This is a genomic window from Mesorhizobium sp. M1428, assembly GCF_040317515.1.
GTDB lineage: Bacteria > Pseudomonadota > Alphaproteobacteria > Rhizobiales > Rhizobiaceae > Mesorhizobium.
The window spans coordinates 68,798-86,854 of sequence record NZ_JAMYKT010000017.1; the positions used below are offsets into that span (position 1 = coordinate 68,798).

The 18,057-nt window shown below is 63.3% G+C and carries 19 protein-coding genes and 3 pseudogenes; 12 read left to right on the top strand and 10 right to left on the bottom strand.

Features of this window, described 5'->3' with window-relative positions; translation table 11 throughout:
- Positions 1-5: 5 nt before the first annotated feature.
- A complete protein-coding gene (locus NKG60_RS22580) occupies positions 6-179 on the top strand; it encodes a hypothetical protein (RefSeq protein ID WP_352666371.1) in 174 nt (57 codons plus the stop codon).
- A 57-nt stretch (positions 180-236) separates the two neighbouring features.
- Here the strand turns inward: NKG60_RS22580 and NKG60_RS22585 are convergent, their stop codons facing one another.
- A complete protein-coding gene (locus NKG60_RS22585; RefSeq protein ID WP_352666372.1) occupies positions 237-1,157 on the bottom strand; it encodes a diacylglycerol/lipid kinase family protein in 921 nt (306 codons plus the stop codon).
- Between the two features lie 250 nt (positions 1,158-1,407).
- Here NKG60_RS22585 and NKG60_RS22590 point away from each other — a divergent pair, with 250 nt between their 5' ends.
- Positions 1,408-2,742, top strand: a complete 1,335-nt coding sequence (locus tag NKG60_RS22590) for a PRC-barrel domain-containing protein (RefSeq protein ID WP_352666374.1) — start codon at positions 1,408-1,410, stop codon at positions 2,740-2,742.
- A 52-nt stretch (positions 2,743-2,794) separates the two neighbouring features.
- Here NKG60_RS22590 and NKG60_RS22595 read toward each other — a convergent pair whose 3' ends face one another.
- Positions 2,795-4,405, bottom strand: coding sequence for an alkaline phosphatase family protein (locus NKG60_RS22595; protein ID WP_502912323.1), 1,611 nt, complete (start codon positions 4,403-4,405; stop codon positions 2,795-2,797).
- A gap of 194 nt (positions 4,406-4,599) precedes the next feature.
- Here NKG60_RS22595 and NKG60_RS22600 point away from each other — a divergent pair, with 194 nt between their 5' ends.
- The 4 genes from NKG60_RS22600 to NKG60_RS22615 all read left to right on the top strand — a co-directional run bounded on the left by NKG60_RS22600 (position 4,600) and on the right by NKG60_RS22615 (position 7,715).
- Positions 4,600-5,532 (top strand): VOC family protein, encoded by a 933-nt coding sequence (locus NKG60_RS22600; RefSeq protein ID WP_352666377.1) that lies wholly within the window; start codon positions 4,600-4,602, stop codon positions 5,530-5,532.
- 10 nt (positions 5,533-5,542) lie between these two features.
- A complete protein-coding gene (locus NKG60_RS22605; protein WP_352666379.1) occupies positions 5,543-6,178 on the top strand; it encodes an alpha/beta hydrolase in 636 nt (211 codons plus the stop codon).
- Entirely contained in the window at positions 6,171-6,470 is a 300-nt protein-coding gene (locus tag NKG60_RS22610) for a GNAT family N-acetyltransferase (RefSeq protein WP_352666381.1), read from the top strand. The genes NKG60_RS22605 and NKG60_RS22610 overlap by 8 nt, the downstream gene beginning before the upstream one ends.
- 186 nt (positions 6,471-6,656) lie before the next feature.
- Positions 6,657-7,715 carry a dipeptidase gene (locus NKG60_RS22615; protein WP_352666383.1) on the top strand — a complete coding sequence of 353 codons (1,059 nt, stop codon included), beginning with the start codon at positions 6,657-6,659 and terminating at the stop codon, positions 7,713-7,715.
- 86 nt (positions 7,716-7,801) lie between these two features.
- On the opposite strand, the gene NKG60_RS22620 is transcribed toward NKG60_RS22615, so the two are convergent.
- Together NKG60_RS22620 and NKG60_RS22625 are read right to left on the bottom strand one after the other, a co-directional pair.
- A complete protein-coding gene (locus tag NKG60_RS22620) occupies positions 7,802-8,062 on the bottom strand; it encodes a hypothetical protein (protein WP_352666385.1) in 261 nt (86 codons plus the stop codon).
- 2 nt (positions 8,063-8,064) lie between these two features.
- A pseudogene (locus NKG60_RS22625) lies at positions 8,065-8,193 on the bottom strand (aminomethyl transferase family protein); the annotation flags it as partial.
- 239 nt (positions 8,194-8,432) lie between these two features.
- On the opposite strand from NKG60_RS22625, the gene betI reads away from it, so the two are divergent.
- The 4 genes and pseudogenes from betI to NKG60_RS22645 form a co-directional block, all read left to right on the top strand.
- On the top strand, positions 8,433-9,128 hold the full coding sequence (gene betI / locus NKG60_RS22630; protein WP_352867123.1) for a transcriptional regulator BetI: 696 nt from the start codon (positions 8,433-8,435) through the stop codon (positions 9,126-9,128).
- A gap of 25 nt (positions 9,129-9,153) precedes the next feature.
- Positions 9,154-9,339, top strand: a complete 186-nt coding sequence (locus NKG60_RS22635) for a hypothetical protein (protein ID WP_352666388.1) — start codon at positions 9,154-9,156, stop codon at positions 9,337-9,339.
- Positions 9,336-10,637, top strand: coding sequence for a flavin monoamine oxidase family protein (locus NKG60_RS22640; protein ID WP_352666389.1), 1,302 nt, complete (start codon positions 9,336-9,338; stop codon positions 10,635-10,637). The genes NKG60_RS22635 and NKG60_RS22640 overlap by 4 nt, the downstream gene beginning before the upstream one ends.
- Positions 10,638-10,664: 27 nt before the next feature.
- Positions 10,665-10,841, top strand: a pseudogene (locus tag NKG60_RS22645) (aspartate aminotransferase family protein); the annotation flags it as partial.
- Positions 10,842-10,967: 126 nt separating this feature from the next.
- Here NKG60_RS22645 and NKG60_RS22650 read toward each other — a convergent pair.
- From NKG60_RS22650 to NKG60_RS22670, 5 genes and pseudogenes are all read right to left on the bottom strand, one after another.
- Positions 10,968-12,633, bottom strand: a pseudogene (locus tag NKG60_RS22650) (vitamin K epoxide reductase family protein); the annotation flags it as partial.
- Positions 12,634-12,710: 77 nt separating this feature from the next.
- Positions 12,711-13,658: an arginase family protein gene (locus tag NKG60_RS22655; RefSeq protein WP_352666390.1), complete on the bottom strand. Its 948-nt coding sequence runs from the start codon at positions 13,656-13,658 to the stop codon at positions 12,711-12,713.
- Between the two features lie 319 nt (positions 13,659-13,977).
- Entirely contained in the window at positions 13,978-14,478 is a 501-nt protein-coding gene (locus NKG60_RS22660; RefSeq protein ID WP_352867129.1) for a DUF6496 domain-containing protein, read from the bottom strand.
- Positions 14,479-14,600: 122 nt separating this feature from the next.
- The gene (locus NKG60_RS22665; RefSeq protein ID WP_352666393.1) at positions 14,601-15,278 is read right to left on the bottom strand and encodes a dienelactone hydrolase family protein; all 678 of its coding nucleotides are present in this window, start codon (positions 15,276-15,278) and stop codon (positions 14,601-14,603) included.
- 11 nt (positions 15,279-15,289) lie between these two features.
- On the bottom strand, positions 15,290-16,024 hold the full coding sequence (locus NKG60_RS22670; RefSeq protein WP_352867135.1) for a phosphoribosyltransferase: 735 nt from the start codon (positions 16,022-16,024) through the stop codon (positions 15,290-15,292).
- Positions 16,025-16,322: 298 nt separating this feature from the next.
- Here NKG60_RS22670 and NKG60_RS22675 point away from each other — a divergent pair, with 298 nt between their 5' ends.
- Positions 16,323-16,751, top strand: coding sequence for a CBS domain-containing protein (locus tag NKG60_RS22675; protein WP_473600007.1), 429 nt, complete (start codon positions 16,323-16,325; stop codon positions 16,749-16,751).
- 98 nt (positions 16,752-16,849) lie between these two features.
- Here the strand turns inward: NKG60_RS22675 and NKG60_RS22680 are convergent, their stop codons facing one another.
- Entirely contained in the window at positions 16,850-17,329 is a 480-nt protein-coding gene (locus NKG60_RS22680) for an Hsp20/alpha crystallin family protein (RefSeq protein ID WP_352666398.1), read from the bottom strand.
- A gap of 253 nt (positions 17,330-17,582) precedes the next feature.
- Here NKG60_RS22680 and NKG60_RS22685 point away from each other — a divergent pair, with 253 nt between their 5' ends.
- On the top strand, positions 17,583-18,020 hold the full coding sequence (locus tag NKG60_RS22685) for a DUF2267 domain-containing protein (protein ID WP_352666400.1): 438 nt from the start codon (positions 17,583-17,585) through the stop codon (positions 18,018-18,020).
- Positions 18,021-18,057: the final 37 nt, after the last annotated feature.

Here is an 18,057-nt window from a genome sequence, read left to right on the forward strand (position 1 = left end):
AGACAATGCCAAAAACCATTCCTGAAAACAAAGCCCGTCAAGGGGGGCGGGGCCGGCATGTCCTTCGTATCCTGATCGCCGCGCTGTTGCTGGCTTTTATCGCCTGGGGCGTCGCCGAAATCTACGGCTGGATGATCGAGACGCCGAAGACCGAACAGGGCAACACCCCCAGCGGCTAGGCTCTTTCCATCGCCCGTGCCAGCTCGCATCACGCAACCCACATCACGCATCCCACGTCAGGCAACCTTTGCCTCGGCGGCACGCGCCGGGACGAGAACATTCAACGCGCGCGGATGGATTTCGACGGTCGTCTCGCGATCGAGCTTTACCAGTTCGCCGTCCATGACGGCCTGAACTTTCCTGTTCGTCGAATGGATTTTCAAAACGGCGCGGTTTGCCTGATGGATTTCGACATGTTCGTTGCCGCGCCATTTCCCACGGGCGACGTCAAAGAGGAACCGGATCAATTCGCCGCGCCGCCGTGCCACGGTGACATAGATGCCCAGCACGCCGCCTGCAGGATCATCGGCATAGGGCAGGTGGCCCTCGCCGAACAGATTGTTGGTGATGCCGATGCCGGTGATCCGGGTTCTGATCTCGGCCTCGCCGATCGTCAGCGTTACGTTCATCGCCGGTGGATTGTTGATCGTTGCCCAAGCGGCTCGCACCGAGGCGCGCATCTTCCCCAGCCGCGAGCCGAATTCCATCTTCTGGCGCAGTTGCACCATCCTGGCGTGCATGCCGATCGAGAATTGATGTACGAAAGGCCGGCCGTTGGCTGTTGCAACGTCAATCGCCATCACCTCGCCGTCGGCAAACGATTTCAGTGCCGCATCGAGGGTCTGCGGAATACCGAGGCCGCGCGCAAAAAGGTTCATTGTGCCAGCCGGCAGAATTGCCAGCGCCTTCTCCCCATTCATCAAACGGGCTGCCGCGGCCGAAATGGTTCCGTCGCCGCCGCCAGCCAGCACGACGTCGATGCCGCGCCTGGAAGCTACGCCGTCCAGCGTGGCAACGATATCCTTGCCGGCGACGATTTCGATATCGATCGAGTGGCCGGCAGTCTCAAGCGTGCTGCGCATCCGACTGGCGAAGGCCTCAAGATCGATGGTGCGCAGGGTGCCCCCGTCCTTGTTCAGCACCGCTGCAAACCGCATGGCCGTTCCATTTTACAGCACCTATCAGGCCGGGACGGGGCCCCAGCCGGGAGTGGAACGGGGCGGCCGGGAAAATGTTCCTTTCGACCAGCGCGGCGAATCCGAGAACCATTGACATCGCACCGGGTGCACCACGGCTTTTTTCGGAACAACAGTGTGGTCACAACGTTGTGAACATGCAGAAGACGCTGCGCCCGCAGTGACGCCAGGCGGGCAGGGCGTGCACGAAATCCGACGAGGAGACACTGAGATGATCCGCACCCTTTTAACCACGACAGCAGTCGCAACATTGATTGCGACGGGTGCATTTGCGCAATCGGCGACGACCCCGGCGCCGGCGCAACCACCCGCCGCCGAGGATACCGCTCCGGCGATACGTGCCGAGGGCAGCCTTGCCACCAACATCATCGGCGAATCCGTCTATAATGGCACCGGCGATGATGCCCAGAATATCGGCAAAATCAGCGATATCGTCTTCGACGAGCGCGGCGAGGTAAAATCCGTCGTCATCGGCGTTGGCGGTTTTCTTGGCATAGGAACCAAGAACGTCACTTTCGACTACAAGAAGATGCAATGGGCCGAAAGAAATGGCGACCGTTGGCTGATAGCGCAAACGACGAAGGATGAGTTGACGGCTCAGCCGGATTTCGACCGGAGACCTTACGATCCGCCTCCGCCACCAGCTTCGGCCGATAATGCGGTGCCTGCCGCCCCTTCCACCAGCGCGCAAAATACAACCCCTGCGCCTGCCGCGCCGGCTGAGCCAGTGAAGCGCGCCGAAGGCAATCTCGCCACCAATATCATCGGCGAGACCGTCTATAACGGCACCGGCGACGACGCCCAGAACATCGGTGACGTGAACGACATCGTCATCAACAAGGAAGCCAAGGCGCAATCGCTGATCATCGGTGTCGGCGGCTTCCTCGGCATCGGCGAAAAGAACGTCGCGTATGATTTCGACAAGGCGCAGTGGGCCGAGAGGAACGGCGATCGCTGGCTGGTCGCGCAAACGACCAAGGAAGAGCTGCAGGCGCAGCCGGACTTCAACCGCAAGGCCTATGATCCGGCCCCGGCAACCACTGCCGCGGCTACTGCGCCCGCCACCGTCACGCCTACCGTGACGGCCAGCAACACCGCGACGACCAAAACCACCGAGACGACCAGCAAGACGGCTCAAAACGCTCCGGCAGCGGCGCCTCCGGCTAATTCCACGGCCGACCAGACCAAGACCGGGTCGATCGACAAGTCGACGCTAACCGAAATGCCGATGGGCGAAATCCGGGCTGAGGATCTGGTTGGAACAACCGTTTACGGCGCCAACGATGTCAACGTCGGCAAGATCGGCGATATCGTGCTGGGCGGCGACAAGAAGGTCGACGCGATCATCATCGATGTCGGCGGCTTCCTAGGCATCGGTTCGAAGGAAGTGGCGGTTGGCATGGACAACCTGAAATTCATGACCGACAAGAACGGCAAGCGCTATCTCTACACGAACTTCACCAAGGAGCAGCTCGAGGCGCAGGCCCCCTACGACAAGGCCACCTATGCGCAAAATCGCGACAAACAGCGTATGATGATGCGCTAAGCTGCACACAGGCCGACAGAGAAGCCCGCGCCGGCAACGGCGCGGGCTTTACTTATATCGAGGGAAAGCCGGCGACATGGCCGGCAACGCCATCGTCCGTTAATTCGGCGAGCGCCAGAGACTGGTCGAGATGCTCGGCCCGCCAGGTGAGCAACTTCTCGGCAAATTCCAACCGCGCCGGCAGATAGGCTGGATCATCAGCGACGTTGGTCAGCTCGCCGGCATCCTTTTCCAGGTCGAAGAACAAGGGCGGCAGGCCGCCGCCGAAATGCACATATTTAAACTTTTGCGTGCGGACGACGGCGAGATTGCACTGACGCGGACCGATGCCGAAATACCGTTCGGCATCACCATCCGCGATCGAGCGGAAATCGAACTCCCAATGCGCCGCATCGCGCCAATTGTCCGGCTCCGTTGCGTCCAGGAAAGGCGCCAGCGAGCGGCCGTCGAGATGCGGCAGCACTTCGCCGCCAGTGAGCTCGAGCCTAGTGAGATCGAGCAAGGTCGGCGCCAAATCCACCGCCTCGGTGAAGCGGTCGACGCTGCTGCCGACAGCCTTGCGGCGGCGCGGATCGCGAATGATCAGCGGAATATGGAAGCTGCCGTCGAAGAAGCCGCCTTTGCCCAGCATGAAATGATCGCCCATCATCTCGGCGTGGTCGGAGGTCAGCACGATGACGGTGTCGTCCCATGCATCGGCCGCCTTGACCGCTTGCCAGACACGGCCAAGCTGCGCGTCGACCTCCGAGATCATGCCGTAATAGAGCGCCCGGATGCGGCGAAAATTATCGTCGCCCCAGTCGCGCACCTTGCCCTCCGAGCCGGGGCGGAATTTCGACCGTTCGTGCCGGTCAAATTCAAAGGCGAGGTAGGGGTGGCTTGCTGCTTCGGCCTGCCAGCTTTTGGCGCGGTCAAAAGCTGGACCGATGGCCGGATCGTACATGGTGTTGTAAGGCGCCGGCACGATGAAGGGCGGGTGGGGGCTGATGAAGGAAAGGTGCGCGAACCACGGCGTATCGTGCTCCTGCTCGCCGAGCCAGCGGATGAATTCGCCGGCCAGGAAGGCCGACGGCGTCTCGTCGTTCGAATAGATTGGCGGAGCGTTGCTGACCCCGCCGTCGTTTTCCAGGATTTCGCCCACCGGGCGGTGAATGGCGGGGGAGCCGGCGCCGGCATCGACGCCGCGCGCCTTGAGCCATGACAGCCAGGGCTTCTGGTGCTCGGGCAGAAGCTGGCGCACGGTGAAGCCGGGCAGCACGCCTTCATAGCTCTTCAGCTGCGGGTCGCCAGGCGCCAGCGTGCGCGGGTCGCGCGCCATGTCGGTATAACCGAACAGCGTCGGATCATAGCCAAGGGCGCGCGCCCAGAGCGCTATGTTGCCGTGGCGGGCATCGAGCGGTGTGCCGTTGCGGCAAACACGATTGTTCATCTGGTAGAGGCCGGTGTAGAGGCAGGCGCGCGCCGGCGAGCAAGGTGCGGCGCCGCCATAGTGCTTCGGGAACAGAACGCCCTCGGCAGCCAGCGCGTCGGCATTCGGCGTCCTTACCACCTTGTGGCCAGCGGCTGACAGGCAGTCGCCTTGCCATTGGTCGCAGGTGATCAGGAGAATGTTGGGGCGTTTTCCCGTCAACCGCGGTATCCTCACGCTGGCTACATGCGTCATTCATGGAGCGCAATTTCGGCGAGTATGCAAGCCGGTCCGGTTCGCCGAATGGTGAACAAAACCTGCTTGATCGTTCACTTTAACAGCACAGTCCATTCTGTATTTGCCGCCTTTGCGGCCAGGAGGCGGATCCTCATATTTGCGTGGACAGCGGCAAGAGCCGCACCACCACACACAAGGGAAGGAGCAGAAACATGCTCGACCAGGTCAAGGGCCTGCATCACGTCACCTCGATGGCCAGCAATGCACGCCAGAACAACGAATTCTTCACCGGTACACTCGGCCTGCGCCGGGTCAAGAAAACGGTCAATTTCGATGCACCCGATGTCTATCACCTCTATTACGGCGACGAGGTCGGCACGCCCGGCTCGGTGATGACCTATTTCCCGTTCCCGAACATCGGCAAAGGCCGCCATGGAGTCGGCGAAGTCGGCACCACCGCTTACTCGGTGCCCGAGGGCACGCTCGGCTATTGGGAGAAACGGTTTGCCGAGCAAGGTGTCACCGGGCTGTCCCGCGAGGAGACGTTCGGCGAGAAGCGTCTTGCGTTCGCCGGTCCCGACGGCGACGGGTTTGCGCTGGTCGAGGACAAAGCGGACAGCCGTGTGCCATGGGCCAAGGGTGGCATTCCCACCGACGAGGCGATCCGCGGCTTTCACTCGGTGTCGCTTAGGCTGAAAGATGGCGGCGCCACCGAAGAGCTGCTGAAATTCATGGGTTATGAGGAGCTCGACAAGTCCGGCAACGTCAGGCGGCTGGCGGTGAAGAGCGGCAACGGCGCCGACGTCGTCGATATCGAATCGCTGCCGGGGGCCGGCTTCGCCAATCTCGGCGCTGGCTCGGTCCACCATGTCGCTTTCGCCGTCGAGAACCGCGCCAAGCAGCTCGAAGTGCGCAAGGCGCTGGTCGATACAGGTTATCAGGTGACGCCAGTGATCGACCGCGATTATTTCTGGGCGATCTACTTCCGCACACCGGGCGGCGTGCTGTTCGAAGTCGCCACCAACGAGCCGGGCTTCGACCGCGACGAGGATACCGCCCACCTTGGCGAGGCGCTGAAACTGCCGTCGCAACACCAGCATTTGCGACCCTATCTCGAGCAGCATCTGCAGAAACTGGAAGACTGAGGGCAAGGTCATGAGCAAGGATTCATATATTCACAAAGTGCTGCCCGGTTCGCCGGGCGGACCGTTGCTCTTCGTCTTCCACGGCACCGGTGGCGACGAGGCCCAGCTTCTGTCGCTTGGACGCGATCTCGCGCCCCAAGCGACGATCGTCGCTCCGCGCGGCGATGTCTCAGAACAAGGCGCCGCACGCTTCTTCCGCCGTACCGGCGAGGGCGTTTACGACATGGGCGACCTCACGCGAGCGACGGACAAGATGGCCGGCTTCGTCAAGGCGCATGTCGAGGCGGCAAGGCCATCTTCGGTGCTCGGCCTCGGTTACTCCAACGGCGCCAACATCCTGGCCTCGGTGCTGTTTACCGAACCGTCGCTGTTCGACGCAACGGTGCTGATGCATCCGCTGATCCCGTTCGAACCGAAGGTCAAGGGCAGCCTTTGCGGCAGCCGCATCCTGGTCACCGCCGGCAGGCGGGACCCGATCTGTCCGCCTGATTTGACGGCGCGCCTCGAAGCCTATTTGCGCGCCGATGGCGCCGATGTCACAGTCGAGTGGCATGACGGCGGCCATGAGGTGCGGCCGAGCGAGATCGAGGCGGCGCGGCGGTTGTTCGCCGTGGCGTCGGATGAAAGGACCGCAAGCCATGTCTGACCTATTGCCGGAGATTGAACTGGAGGACCGCGGCTCGAAGGGCCGCTACTTCCTGCGTGGGCCGGGCGGCGCCGAGGCGGAGATGACCTTCACCAAGATCGGTGAGCACCAGATCATCATCGACCATACCGAAGTGCCGGATGCATTTCGCGGCCAGGGCGCGGGGCTTCGCCTGGTCAGCCGTGCCGTCGAGGATGCACGTGCGGTGGGCAAGACGATCATCCCGCTTTGCCCGTTCGCCAATGCTCAGTTCCGCCGCCATCCGGAATGGGCGGACGTGCTGAAGCGGTAAGGCACAGCCTCGACGAATGTCGAAAGAAGGGGTGCGCGGCTTTACCGCGTGCCGCTTTGGCTATTGGGGGCGTACAAACGCAAGGGGCAAACATACGGGATTTGCGCAGAGCGCCAACCTTGCCTAAGTATTGCCAGCAGCCGGCTCGCCGTCCGCGGTCCGATCACGTCAACCGAATGGCCCTCCATGACCGAATCCGATCTCGTTCCCGTCTTCGACGGCCACAACGACACGCTGCTCAGGCTCTACCAGTCGAAGGATGCGGACGTCGAAAAGCTGTTCGTCGAGGGGACGCCGGGTGGCCATATCGACCTGCCGCGCGCGAAGAAAGGCGGGTTTGCCGGCGGCATGTTCGCGATCTTCCCGCCGCCTGTCGAGAAATCCAAACGCGGCGCGGTGCCGCTGGCGCCGAGCGACAGCGAGCCCTTGCCACCCGAGATCCCGCGCGCCGATGCGCTCAACTCGACGGTAGCGATGGCCTCGATCCTGTTCAGGCTGGAGCGGGCTTCGGCCCTTACTATCTGCCGCAGCGCCGGCGATGTGAGGAAGGCGATGGCGCAAGGCTCGATTGCGGCGGTGTTCCATATCGAAGGGGTCGAGGCGATCGACCCAGAGCTCACCCTGCTCGACGTTCTCCACGCAGCCGGCCTGCGCTCGCTCGGCATCGTCTGGAGCCGTCCCAATGCCTTCGGCCACGGCGTGCCGTTCCGCTTCCCGTCGTCGCCCGATACAGGGCCGGGGCTGACCGATGCCGGTAAGGCGCTGGTGAAAGCCTGCAACCAGCTGAAGATCATGATCGATCTTTCGCATCTCAACGAAAAAGGTTTCCGTGACGTCGTCGAGATCAGCGACGCACCGCTGGTCGCGACCCATTCCAACGTGCACGCGATCTGCGGCCATTCGCGCAACCTCACCGAATGGCAGCTCGGCGCGATCCGCGATTCGGGCGGCATGGTCGGGCTGAACTTCGCCACCGGGTTCCTGCGTGAGGACGGCAGGATGAACGCCGACACCAGCCTCGACATCATGGTGCGCCATGTCGACTCGCTGCTGCAGGCATTGGGCGAAGACGGCGTCGGCCTGGGCTCGGATTTCGACGGCGCCATGATCCCGGCCGTGATAGGCGACGTTGCTGGCCTGCCAAGACTGCTCGACGCGTTCGCGGCACGCGGCTTCGGGCGCGCGCTGATCGAGAAGATCGCCTATCGCAATTGGCTCGGCATGCTGGAAAAGACCATTGGCTAGGGCACCCAAAGTACGCGCCGCTCCGGTTCTCGAAACCACAATTTTCGACTCGGCCTGACCTGAATCTCAACACGCCCCTGGGCGAGTTATTCGAAACCCATGCGCTTCAGCCAGTCCTGACCGACGCGGCGATCGCGGATGATCGGTAGCGGATCCGTCGAATCCAGCCGCGCGCAAATGCGGTAGACCTCGAGCGTCTCGGCATTCATCTCGCCGCGTTTGTAGAAGAACATGGCCGCGGCATAGCGGGTGCGGCCCGACCATTTTTCGCCGAGCGGCGTGTTGATCAGCTGCCACTGTTCGGCGGCTTCGGCGTCGTCCTCATGACGTTCGGCTTCGTCGGACATGCTCAGAAATCCGCAGGCGGGCTGGCGGTGCGGCGATCAAGGCTGACGAACGGCCGCGGCACCAGTTTGGCACGCTTCATCGGCTTCTGGTACTGCAGCTCGCGCATGGCATAGATCTCGACCCAGAGGTCCGCTGCAGAGGGCTCGGGGGCAAATCTGGTCCACGCATCGCCGGGTCGCTACCTTTCGCCGACGGTGCCTTCGACCTCGGTTTCTCCAAGGATCCCTATCTCGACGTGAACATTGGAACTTGGCAGCCATGCAGAAGTTGCTTGACAGTGGTAAGCACCGTTCCACTGATCTTCGGGGCCGAAAGCCGGTCGGCTAGCCGGCGATGCTGGAGACCATCACCGCTGGAGACCATCACCCGATGAAGACGACAGAGGCGCGCGAAGCCTTCCTCGAACCGGCGCGAAAAAGCGACTCCGAAAAGCGCGGCCGCAAGGCGTCGAAGGAGACAAGGCAGCTTCAACTGATCGAAGCGACAATCGATTCACTGGCCAAGCGCGGCTTTTCGGAGACGACGATGGCCGACGTCGCAGACGGCGCCGGCCTATCGCGCGGCATCGTCAATTTCCATTTCGAGAGCAAGGAGAAGCTGCTCGTCGCCACTTTGCAATACATGTATGACGAGTATTCGGCGCATTGGCGCAGCGCCTTGCAAAAGGCCGGAGATGACCCTGCCCGCCAGTTGCAGGCATTGGTCGCGGCTGATTTCGATCGCTCGATCTGCAACAAGCGCAAGCTGGCTGCCTGGTGTGCCTTCTGGGGCGAGGCCAAATCGCGGCCGAAATATCAGGCCCTGAGCAGCGCACGTGATGCCATCTACCAGCACATCTTCATCGATCTTTGCGCGGCGCTCCAGCGGAGCGGCGGCTATGCCTATGAGCCACAAGTTATGGCGCTGGCACTCAGCGCCATGCTGGATGGTCTGTGGCTGCGTTTGATGATGGGCACCGAAGACACCACACGCGAGACGGCGCTGCAGGCCGCGAACGAATTCCTGTCGGCGGCATTCCCCAAGCACTATCCGAAATCTGCAGCCAGCGCTGCCAAGCCGGCGTGAACAATCAAAAGAGGATGGAACAGCAATGAAGACATTGACGCGACCTCTGAGAGCGCTGGTGGCTTCGGCTGCGGCGCTGGGGCCGGACAAGGACCTCGTTTTGTTTGACCAGTCCCGTTACGAGGACCCCGGCTCCCATCCTCAGCCGGTGGCGCCGGAGCTCAAACAGCGGATGATCGCGCAATTCGAGAAGATCAAGGCCGGCTGTTGAACTCCGAGATCGAACGAGCCGATGTGGTCGTCGTCGGCGCCGGCTTCACCGGCCTTTCGGCGGCGCTTGAGCTGAAGAAGGCCGGCGTCGATTTCGTGCTGCTCGAAGCCCGCGACCGCGTCGGCGGACGCGTCGAAGCCATGCCGAACAGACTTGGCGAGCGCATCGACAGCGGCGGCCAGTTCCTGTGCGATGACATGCCGGAAGTGATGGCGCTGGTGCGCGCGCGCGGTAAGACGCTGGTCAAGACGCATTTCACCGGCGAATTCATCACCCAGCCACGGATGAGCGAGGCGCAAGCCGCGCGCACGTATGGCGCCGCGATGCGAATACGGGAGCGGATGAACGCGATTGCACCCGACGACCCAGCCATTGCCGGTTTGACCATGGCAGCATGGCTCGATCGCCAGAACGATCCCAGCGAAGCCAAGGCGGCCTTTCATTCGCTGATCGAGGGCCTCTGGTGCCTGGCGATGGAAAGGCTGCCGCTGTGGTATGTCATCGACAATGATCGCCGTATCACCAACGAGGTGTCGGAACTGCAGTATTTCGTGCGCCAAACCATGTATTCGCTGGCGGACGATCTGGCCCTGGACCTCGGCGATCGCCTGCGGCTAAGCACGCCGATCAAAAGCATAGAACACGGACCGGAAGGGGTTCGCGTCGTCTCGGCTGCAGGCTCAATCGAGGCACGGACGGTGCTGGTCGCGGTCCCGCCGATGATGGCCTCGAAAGTGGAGTTCGTGCCGCTGCTACCGGCTGCGCTGGCAGGAGCGCTCGGCGTCTGGCAAAGCGGCGCGGTGATCAAGATGCTGGCACGTTATCCCAGGGCCTTCTGGCGAGACAGGGGCTTGAGCGGCATGGTGATGTGGCGCGACCCGCACGGGCTTTTTGCCTGCGACGCCAGCAATGACGACGCTCATCCAGCGCTTGTCGTCTTCATCGGCGGGCCGCTGGCCCGGCGCTGGCACGAACTGGGCGAGGCGGCACTGCGCGCCAAGGTGACATCAAAACTGGAGGAAGCACTCGGCGCCGAGGCGGCCGGCTTCTCAGATCTCAGCTATCGCGACTGGACGGACGATCGCTGGAGCGGCGGCGGCTACAGCGATCTGATCGTCGATGCGACGGCAACTGATGCCGAACGCATTATCCGTGCGGGTGCGTCGCCGATCCATTTCGCCTCGTCGGAGCTGTCGCCATCATTTCCGGGCTACGTCGAGGGTGCAATCGTCGCCGGGCGCGTTGCTGCACTGAAAATTATTCAGTCGGCCATCACCAGCGGAGCTTCAGAGTCATAAGCGAGGGGGATCGAACTGTCGACCGGGATCGACGCGCGCTGCCACGAACTCGGCCTGCTGGTCCGGCCACTGATCAACATGTGCGTGATGTCGCCGCCGCTGATCATCACGCGCGAGCAGATCGACGAGATGGTGTCGATCCTGCGCGAAGACATTTCGCGCACGATGGACGATCTGCGCTGGGAGAGCATATGGCAGGGATAAGCGCTTGTCGCTGCAGCTCGCCATTGCTGACGGCGGTCGTCAACGCTTACGCTGTGCGGCAGGGCCTTGATCGCCTACGTCCGGCCGCATCTCTGGGGAAACAAAGCATTAAGCCGCTGAACATCCTCAGACGATGGCCCTGTCCCAGCCGCCATAATGCGCAGCGCTGCGTGTGCCGCGCGGCAGGCTGAGCCCGACCAGCAGCGCTCCGATCGCCAGATTGGCGAGGCTTGCCGCCGCACCGCCGGCGAGGATGAACGGAGAGAGGGCGATCCAGGCGCCGAGCGCGATGTTCAGAAAGCGGACGGCTCGCGCCACCTCGGCCATCGCGGTGACGGCGACCATGATGACCAGGCAGCCGATCACATGGTCGCTGAAATAGAGCGGCGGGCTTGTGCCGAAGGCGAGCGGCGTGATCATCAGCAGGGCACCGGCGAGCGTGCTGGCAACAAGGGTCCACGGGAAGTTCACCCCGCCGGTGACGAAGTCCCGCGCCACTGCCGACAGCGGCCGGTCGAGGTCGGGCGTCGGCGTCTGGTCCTCCGAAAGTGCCGGGCCTCCGCACCAGAATGTCCGCCAGAACGGCTCTCCCGCCTGTTTCGCACGCCAGAGATACTGGCAGCTCGCCAGCACCTCGTCGACCGAATAGGGGATGAGCACGACCGCGACGGCAGCCTGGACGATGCAGAGCGTGCACAGCGCCCCGATGAGCGGTGGTTGGATGATGATGAAGCTGACGCTGACCACGCCGAGCGGGACGACCAGCAGGCCGAACAAAAGCACCATCCACGGCATGGTGCGCCAGCGGCGGCGGTCACCGATCGCGCCGGCGAGGATATCCAGCGCATAGGCGAAGGCGCCCAGCCCGGCATCGGCGATCGGAAAATCCTTGGAGACCCAGGGGTGACCACCGCCTCGCTGCCATTGCCGTTTCGCCCGGGCCAAAGAACGGTTCCCAAAGGCCATCGATATGGCCAAGCTGATAGGCGGCGAGATAACGCGAGACGAACAGGCCGACAAAGGCGAGGCCGATTATGGGAATGCGCTGGGTGAAGAGCGAGGGCGAATAGCTCCAGCCGAGCGGACGGTCGTCATCGGCGGCAAGGGCACGCCGGCTGATACCCGGCGTTGGCGGGATCATCACCGCGAACGCGACGATCAGCATGCCGGCCAACGTGTCGGTCGCGTAGGCTCCGGCGCTGGTGGTCCAGAACAGCAGCGGCGCGAACATCACCCAAACCCCGATCGAGGCCGTGATCCATTGCAGCCCGTGCCAGCGCCGGCGCATGCTGACAAGCGCCAGCGACAGGATGGCGTGGCCGGATACGATCTCGCTGATGCCGAGCCTGCCGTCGCGCGTCTCCGGCGAGGCGATCTCATGTCCGAGCGCCGGCGGAATCGGTGCTGAAGCGGGATCGAACAGGCCGAGCGTGAAGGCCGACGCCACGAGCCACAGCCCGATCGCAACGTTGGTCAGCGGCGCCCAGAGCGTTGCGGCCCGGTGGCGTCCGGTTTCCGCCTCGACCTCATCGTCCGAGCGCTCGAGCGGACCCTGCAGCCGTTCGGCGGCCTGGTCGAGCTCGGGCGCGGAAGCCGCGACCGCCGACGGTTCAAGCTTGTTCTTCTTGTACCAGTCGGTGGGATCCGCCTTCAGCCGCCGGATCATTTCCGGCAAGGGAGCGGTCAGGCTATGCCGCGGCTTCCAGCCGAGCAGTCGCCTGGCGCGGGAGATGTCGATCTCGTAGTGATCGTCGGCGTTCTCGATCATCCATGGCTTGATGTCGGTCTCCTGGGTGCGCGCGGCGATCCGTCAGACCGACGGCCATTCGCGCCGGCGGATTCGTGCACAAGTGCGGGACTCCCATTGGTCTACCGGCCGCGAAGGGAAGCGACCAGAATGTCGATCAGCAGCTTGCCGCAGCGACGATCCGGATCGCGGTCGGGATCATAGATCGTCACCTCCATCCCAATCACGCGTGGATCGTTGCACCATGTGCGAAGGGCTTCGACGGCTTCGTCGGGCAAGACGCCGCCGGCTTCCGGCGTATCGACAGCCGACATGATCTCGCTGTCCAGGACGTCGACATCGAAATGGACGAATACACCCTCGACGTCCTGCCCTGCGACCGCGTCAAGCGCTATGCGTGCGGCATTGGCGAAGCCGCGCCGCCGCACTTCAGCCAAATCCATCCGGCGAACATCGGTGTCGAAGACGGCTTTGGACGTGTAAGTCGCGGGGTCCTGCACATCGCGATAGCCAAACGCGACTACGTCGGCCTCACGGAACAAAGGAGTGTGCTCGCCGAAATCGGTCAGGAGCTTCGGTCCATGGCCGGTCACGAAGGCCAAATCCATGCCCGCGGCTCCCTTCGAGGGCGAGGTATCCGGTAATTTGAAATCGGTGTGCCCATCGAAGAAGATAAGGCCGTAGCGGCCACGACGCCGCAGAGCGAGCGCGGGGCCAAGCAACACGCTGCAATCGCCGCCGAGCATGAGCAGGAACCCTCCCGAGTTCAGCTCCTCGTCGACCGCTTCGGCAAGCGTCTCGGAATACTGGCGCAGTGCCTGCGCATTGCGCACGCCCGTCGCAGGGTCCACCTCAGGCCGATAAAGCGGAGCCCGAACCGTGTGCAACGGACCGGCGCCCAAACGGTCGGCGAGACCAAGCGATTGAAGTGCCTCCGGCGCCTTCCACACGCCGGGCTCCGGCTCACCCTCCTGTGGCATCAGCCCAAGATTGGAGGGCGCGCCGAGCAAACCGATATGTCTCGTCTGAGTGGTGGCTCGCGGCATTGTCGTGCTGGCAGCTGAGGTCATGATCAGAGTTCTCCGCGTTGTGCGCGATACGCATCGCGCTCAAGAAACAGACTGCGCTTTCCTGACCGGTCTCCCGCTGCCCTCGCCGCCGGGTACCTCCGGGTCGGTGTCCAGGCAGCGTTGCGAGCGACGAATATTGCTCGTTCAGCGCTGCCGTATCGTCAGCGGTGATTTCGAAGTCGAAGACGTCGATGTTGTCCCGTAGATGCAGGCTCTGGTTCGCCTGGGCAGCGGCGTTGTCCCGCGCTGCCGGGGCAGAGCTCGATACCGGTCGTTTGGGCCATATCGGATTTCCAGGAGGCGAACTGCCGTCTTTGAACTATGCGTGGTGTGCGCGCGTTCTGGCGGCCTTCTGCGCCGCCGCCTTCCTTCCGCTGGCGCCTTTCGTCTCGGCGGCTTTCTTTGCGGCGGCCGAACGCTCCTCAGCCGTCCGGCGCGAGGCCGCACGCTTGGCCTGCTGCGCCAGCGCCTCGTGCGACGCCGTGCTCTTCGGCTCGTGCTCGAGCACCTTGGAGACGGCTTTGGAGACCCGCGGGCGGCGTTTCGGCTTGCGTTCGCCCTGGCCGGCCTCATAGGCGTATTCGGCGCTTTTGCGCGTGCTCTCCTTCACCTTGCCCTTTTTGGGCGGGGGCAGGTCTACGCCTGCGCGTCTCGCCTCGGAAAGCCCGATGGCGATGGCCTGCTGGGTCGAGCGCGCGCCGTGCTCACCGCGGCGGATCTTATCGATCTCCTCGTGCACGAACTCGCCGGCCTGCGTGCTCGGCGATTTGCCCTCGCGCTTGTCCTTTCGGGCCTTCTCGATGGTTTTCTTGTCCGGCATTGTCTTTCTCCCACATGCGGGTTGCGACAGCCATTCGGGTTGCAGCTGCGCGCTGTCTTATGAGGATCATAACGCGTTGAGGACGCAAATGATCCCGGGACCGGTGATGCAAGCCCCAGCTGTCAGGACGTCGACGCCGATCTGTCCGAAATCAGATGGCGCAAGAACCATTGGGTGGCGAGATCCGCGACTTCGTCCAGGGCGCCGGGCTCCTCGAACAGATGTGTCGCGCCAGGGACGATGGTGAGCTCCTTCTCGCTGCGGAGCGCCGCCAGTGCCTCGCGGTTGAGCGCGATCACTTGCGTGTCGGCGCCTCCGACGACGAGCAAGGTCGGCGCCCGGACCCGCGGCAGGGCGAGCGCCGCAAGATCGGGCCGGCCACCACGCGAAACCACGGCCGCGGCCTGGTCGGGCCGCTCGGCCGCCGCCACCAGGGCGGCACCGGCGCCCGTGCTCGCGCCGAAATAGCCAAGACGCAACCCCGACGTGTCCGGCGAGGCGCCGAGCCAATCCGTGACGCCGACCAGCCGGTCGGCGAGCAGTCCGATATTGAAGCGCAACTCGGCCGTGACCTGGTCGATCCGCTCCTCTTCGGCCGTCAACAGGTCGACGAGGCAGGTGGCGAGGTTCGCCTCGTTCAGCCTTCCGGCCACGTAGCGGTTGCGCGGGCTGTGGCGGCTGCTTCCGCTGCCGTGGGCGAACAGCACAAGGCCACGAGCATCCGGGGGCAACGAAAGATTGCCCTCAAGCGTGACAGGCCCCGCGGGAAGATGCACGACGTGCTCGCTATCCCGGTCCATGTCCACCTCCGCTATGTCGATCTGGTGCCAGGCACCGGACCCGCGCTCGCGCGCCCGGCCAATTCCTCTTCGGAAGCGGCAGGCTTGTCGGAAGCCGCAGGCTTGGGCACGCAGCTGGCGAGGAGCGCGCGGACCTCTTCATCGCTCGTTTGTGAGAAATCCACGTACCAGCGCCCGACACCCAGCAACGGCTCTGGTGTCGTCGCGCAAACGACCTCGTCGGCGTCCGCCCGCATCGCGTCGCAAGTGTCGGGGCTACCGACGGGAACGGCCGCGACAATATGGGCGGCGTGGTTTTTTCGCAGCGCCTTGATCCCGGCCCGCATGGTCGATCCGGTCGCAAGCCCATCATCCACGAGGATAATGGTCCGTCCATTCAACTGCGGTGGGGGTCGCCCGTCCCTATAGAGGTGCTCGCGGCGCAGAAGCTCTTTTTCCTCCTTTGCAGCGACCGCGTCGATGACGTGTGGCGGGATCGCGAGACCGTTGACGATTTCGTCGTTCAGGACACGTACGCCTGAGGGCGCGATCGCCCCCATGGCCAGTTCCTCGTGACCGGGGACGCCGAGCTTGCGCACGACGAAGACGTCGAGCGGTGCCTTGAGTGCCTGCGCGACCTCGTAGCCGACCGGCACGCCGCCTCGGGGCAGCGCCAATACGATCACGTCGTCGCGGCCGGCAAAGCGAACGAGCTCCTCAGCGAGTCGCCGCCCGGCCTCGCGGCGATCTGAAAAGATGATTGCCATGACCTTCAATCCGCGTGCATCTGTTTTTCCCGGTGGATGTTTTTTCACCAGCCTGCGGCCACATCCCGTGGGATGGCTGCGGCACCGGTACCATTTTGGAACTCGCTCGCTGCCTGGACGTTCCAAGAATAGTTTCGATCGCGAGGTGCCGGCACCGGCACGCCTCAGCGCGGATCGGGAAGATCGAAGAAGATAGTGATCCGTACATGCCCCGTCCGGCCAGCTGGCAATCTCGCGATGCGTGGCGACAGGCCCGTCTGGCGACTTGTTGCCTCAGCAATCAGGGAAGGAATATCCCATGCAAGTTCAGGAGATCATGAGCCGTCGGACCGAACTGGTCGGCCCGAACACGACAATCAGGGATGCCGCCCGGAAAATGCGGGCCGACAATCTCGGCGCCCTTCCGGTCGGCGAGAATGACAGGCTGGTCGGCATGGTGACAGACCGCGACATCGTGATGCGCGGCGTCGCCGAGGAGCGCTCAGCCGGCAACACGACCGTTCGCGAGGTCATGTCCGAGCATGTCTATTGGTGCTTCGACGACGCCGATATCACCGATGCGGCGAAAATCATGGCCAAGCATCAGGTGCGTCGCCTTCCGGTGATCAACCATGACAAGCGCCTCGTCGGCGTCATTGCCCTGGCCGACCTCGGGCGGACCGATGAGGAAGCCGCCAAGATCGCACTCGAAGGCGTTTCCGAGCCGACGGACGATCCCCGGCGCTAGACGCTTCGCCTGAGCGGTTGCCGCCGTGCTCGCCGTGCTCGCCGTTCTCCCTCAATCGGGGCTGAACACCGCCTGCCCTGCAGCCTTCAGTTTGGCAACTATCGCGCTTTCACTTCTATGCGCCGTGTCTTGTCCTTTGCAGCGGGGTTCTTCGGAAGCTCGACAGTCAAAACGCCGTTCTTGAAAGTGGCCTGCACCTTGTCGGCATCGATCTCCGCTTCCAGGGGGATCGTCCGCTGAAACCGGCCATAACTGCGTTCGCTGTAGGTGTGGCCGCGGTCGCTTTCCTTGTGCTCCGAACGCTTCTCGCCCGTAATGGAGAGGGTGTTGTCGCGCAGCTTGAGCTCAACATCCTTCTGCTCGAGCCCCGGCAATTCGGCGGTGACCTTATAGGCTTGGTCTGTTTCATATACATCGACGCTCGGCCAAAGATCGCCGGCCGTAGTCGCTTCGGTCATTGGCGCAAAGAAGTCGTCGAACAGGCGATCAATCTGCCGGTGGAATGACGTGAGTGGGTCGCTCGCGGATGGATAGAGGCTGCGCGATGGCGTCCAGGGCGCCAAATGATGATGTACCATGGTTCTTCTCCTGTTTTCGTGTCTGCAGCACTCGTCGCCATGTGATCGGCGACGGCAAATAAAACTCGTCCACCCGGGCGCCGGCCAAGAAAGGCGGTCGAAAAAACAGCGGCAAAAAGCCGGCCCGAATCCCCTCATGACGGAACCTCCGACAATGAATGCGCACCAGGACATACGCATCGGGGAACAACGGGCAGGTACGGCTGTTTGGTCACATCAGCCTAGTCGGATTTGAACGGAAGGAGGATTTTCGATGAACGCCACCGGACTCGACGTATTCGACAAGACACTGCAGACCACGAACATCTGGCTCGACGAGATCATGGACGAGATTGGACCGGATCGGCAGGCCGCCTGGCACGTTCTCGGCGCGGTGCTGCACGCCCTGCGCGACCGGATGCAACCCGATCTTGCAGCCCACCTCGGCTCGCAGCTGCCGATCCTGGTGCGCGGCGCCTTCTATGACCAATACCAGCCTTCCAAAGCTCCCGAGAAGATGCGGTCGCTCGACGAGTTTCTGGCCAAGATCAAGGCGGAGCTGGAATTTGCCCGTCCGGTCGATTCCAAGGATGCATTCAGCGTCGTGTCCAAGGTGCTCGCCCATCACGTCGGAGAAGGACAGATGCACAAGGTCTGGGAATCCCTGCCAGGAGAGATCAGACGCATCGCGGAAGCTCAGCAAGCGGCGTGAACGGCGCCGGCGCGGGTTTCTCGGTCGCAATCTCCCG